At 48.6% G+C, this 3890-nt stretch carries 3 protein-coding genes; 2 read left to right on the forward strand and 1 reads right to left on the reverse strand.

Features of this window, described 5'->3' with window-relative positions; all coding sequences use genetic code 11:
* A partial coding sequence (locus AB7U36_RS20170) for a chloride channel protein (RefSeq protein WP_428161425.1) occupies positions 1–1692 on the forward strand: 1692 nt, incomplete at its 5' end.
* Positions 1693–1735: 43 nt separating this feature from the next.
* Positions 1736–2566 (forward strand): universal stress protein, encoded by an 831-nt coding sequence (locus AB7U36_RS20175; RefSeq protein ID WP_428161426.1) that lies wholly within the window; start codon positions 1736–1738, stop codon positions 2564–2566.
* 115 nt (positions 2567–2681) lie between these two features.
* On the opposite strand, the gene sat is transcribed toward AB7U36_RS20175, so the two are convergent.
* Positions 2682–3890, reverse strand: a 1209-nt coding sequence (gene sat, locus AB7U36_RS20180; RefSeq protein ID WP_428161427.1) for a sulfate adenylyltransferase, incomplete at its 5' end; no start/stop codon positions are given.

Below are 3890 nucleotides of genomic sequence, written 5' to 3' on the forward strand. Positions count from 1 at the left end.
GCCAAGTTATTTCTATTCGATGACCGGCTTGTGCTGATGACTGCCGGTGCAGTTGTCGGTGTTTTTGCAGGACTTGCAGCCGTGGCATTAAGGCTTTCCCTGGCAGCGGTGCTTGAATTTTTTCAACCGTACCGCCAGTATGCCTGGGCCTTTATTCTGCCCGGAGTCGGCGCTTTGCTCTCATTTTTATTTCTTGACAAGGTTATGCGGGAAGGTGCAGGCCATGGTGTGCCGGAAGTCATATATGCCGTATCCAGACGAGGGGGGCTCTTACGGCTTCGCTCCACCGTTTCCAGGCTTATATCCAGCTTTTTAACCATTGCCAGCGGCGGATCCGCAGGTCCTGAAGCCCCGGTTGTCATGAGCGGGTCTGCCATAGGCTCCAATATCGCTAAATTTTTAGGCCTGAATGACAGGCAGCGCATGACATTGGTAGGCTGCGGTACGGCAGGTGCCATTGCTTCCATTTTCCACGCTCCTGTGGCTGGTCTTATTTTTTCCGTTGAAATTATTCTTGGGGAATGGAAATTTGTCAATATCATTCCCATTACCATTGCTGCTGTAGCTGGCGCCCAGATCAGCGAAGCCATCATCCCTAAAAAGGAGCTTTTCCAACATCACACCTTCAGTATTTTTACAGGTGATATCCTGGGCAGCATCGGGCTTGCCCTGTTCACCGCCATGATATCCGTGATCTTTACACGGATGCTCAGAAAAGTTGGTGCCTTAGCCAAACGAACACCTGTCTCTCCCTGGCTTCGGGCAATGATCGGCGGCTGCACAGTGGGTTCCATGGGAATTTTCATGCCCATGGTGCTGGGCGAGGGGTATCATCCCATCATGGAGATGGTAGACGGCACTTTTCCCATGGCTTTCTGGCTCATATTCATCGGTATTTTTCTAAAAATATTTGCCACAGCCATAACCCTTGGCTGGGGAGGCTCCGGTGGCATCTTTGCGCCCTGCCTGCTCATCGGCAGCCTTACCGGGGTGGTATTTTACAAGGCCATGATCTTTGTTTTCCCCAATGCCGCAGTGGCCTCGGAAGGCGCCTATGCCCTTTTAGGCATGGCCGGTATCATGTCCGGGGTTATGCAGGCCCCCTTGAGCAGTATTTTTCTGATTGCAGAAATTACAGGCGGCTACGAGGCCATTTTGCTTTTGCTGCTGGTTTCTTCCATTTCGTCAACCTTAAGCCATATTATTGAACCTTCTTCTTTTTATTTCAAAGACCTTATTGAACGCGGCGAATTCATGCGGCCCGGAACAGATGCAAAAATTTTGTCGGATCTAAGCTTAAACGAAATCATAGACACCAAATACACCACTGTATCGGAAAATATGATTTTCAGGGATTTTATCAATCAGATCCGCAACTCAGACCGCAACCATTACCCGGTGATATCAGATAAGACCGGCGACTACCTGGGGATGATTCGTGTTTCAAATATCAGGAAATATGCCCTGGATCCAGCCTTTTATGACATGATCTTTCTTAACCAGATCATGGACACGGATATGGTGACAGCATCCTTTGACGATGATCTCCATGATGTACTGGAATTCATGGAGACCTTTAATATTGATCACATCCCGGTGGTGGATCACCATAGATTTTCCGGGATGATTTCCAAAGCACGGATACTTGATCTGTACCGCAGGGAACTGATCATGCAGACCAATATACAATGATCCCACAATGCCCTCCCTGTTCATGGGCCCAAGGAGACTTGAAATGAATTATAAACTGCTTCATATTTTCAGGAATACCCCCTTTGGCAGGGAAACCTTTTTGCAGTCCCTGTATTTTTGTAAAACCATTAATGCCTATCCTGTTGTGTATATCCCTAAAACCGATAAGTTCTTAATGTATTTTTCCAATGATGTGGTGCAGGTGAACCTGGACAACTCATTTTTAGCCTTTCCGGAGACTGCCCACGAACATGTCATTGCGCTTTTTGATGAGGCCGGAATTCCGCCAAGGTTTTACGAACCCAAAAATTTTACAGCGTCCACCCTGCCGGATATATCCAGCCAATTCGATTATATGTGCTCTCCGCGTTCAATCAGCGATCTGTCATCCAAAATAGGACTGGGCCATCTAGGGCCCAAGGTTCGGCGGATGATTAAACAGGCCACCTTTCCCATTCTAATTGCAAGCCCTGTGTTCAAGGCATGGAAAAGTATATCCATTTTTTTCGGCGGTTCATCCAATTCCATGAGCGCCCTCATCCTGGGGCTGAAAATTGCCATTGCCTCGGGATTTCCTTTAAAAATCTATACGGTGCTTGAAAATGACAGCGAAGATGTTTACCGGGACATAATCAGGGGATCGGAACTTGAGGGTCTTATGGACCAGTATGTCAATGAATGGTGTTTCTATGAATCTTCCGGATTTGACCGGATGCTGTATGAGATACCCCACGACTCACTCATCGTTCTTGGGGCCTATGGACATGGTGTGATTAAGGAAATTCTTCTGGGAAGCAAGATGGAGTATATCCAGTCCACGGTTACCAACAATCTGCTGGTGACGGGCCCCAACTGCCGTATTTCCCTTAAATGAGCATTTTATTGTTTCTGTAGTGGTTTTAATCTGAACCTAGCTTAAACTTTACAATAAAAGCAGCCTTTTCCTATAATCAAACAGGAAAAGGCCGCTTTAATTTTACATCACGTGTTTACATCTTGGTGCCTTCTGCATGGCTCTGCAGTTTTACCTCAACCTTCTCAGTCAGGCTGGCATAGTATTCTCTGAGGATAACCAGAACTTCTTCACGGCCAAAGTGATCAACAACGGGCTGGTTGTTGGACAGGGCGTGACGCAGTTTGGTGCCGGAGAGGATAACGCGGTCGTCTTTGCCATGGGGGCAGGTTCTCATGGAAGCCATGCCGTCGCATTTGTGGCAGTAGAAGGTCCAGTCAATCTTCAAGGGTTCGCACAACAGGGCTTTGCCAGGATCTGCCGGAGTGGGGATACGGTCAAAGATCTCCTGGGCTTCGAACAGGGTGTAGAAGTCGCCAACGCCGGCATGGTCACGGCCGATGATCATCTTGTTAACGCCGTAGTTCTGGCGGAAGGTGGCATGGAGCAGGGCTTCACGGGGACCGGCATATCTCATGTCAAGGGGGTAACCGGCATTAACAACGTGTTCCGGTACAAAGTAACCCTTGATCAGGGTGTCGATGCATTTGATACGTACGTCTGCAGGGATGTCGCCGGGTTTCAGGTTACCGATCAGGGAGTGAATCAGAACGCCGTCACATACGTCAAGGGCGATCTTGCACAGATGCTCATGGGATCTGTGCATGGGGTTTCTCAGCTGCATGGAGGCAACGTTGGCCCAGCCTTTTTCATCCATGATAGCGCGGGTTTCTTTCGGGGTCAGGTAAACGCCTTTGAATTTTTCGGGGAATTCGCCTTCGGAAAGAACTTTTACGGGACCTGCCAGGCAGAACTCTTTTCTGGCCATAACCATCTGAACGCCGGGATGATCTTTCATAGCGATTTTCCAGAATACATCGTCAGCAGACTCTTCGCCATGGCCTTTATATACTTTCTCACATTCCCATTTTTTCTCGTCTTCGCTCATTTCGAACTTTTCTTCGATCTTCATGGTGGCATAGATCTCACCGCTTCTTTCCAGGGTGATTTCGTCGCCAACATTGATTGCTGCAGCATCAGCAGCAGCAGCGTCGAGCATAACGGGAACCGGCCAGAAAGTGCCGTTGGCCAGCAGGAAGTCTTCGCAAACGCTTTTCCAGTCGGCTTTGGTCATGAAGCCGTTCAGCGGAGAAAAACCGCCGATACCCAGCATGATCAGGTCGCCTTTAACCTGGGAAGAGATTTCGATTTTTTTCAGACCTGCGGCTTTTTTCAGTTCGGCTGC

Source organism: Desulfobacter sp., from assembly GCF_050177295.1.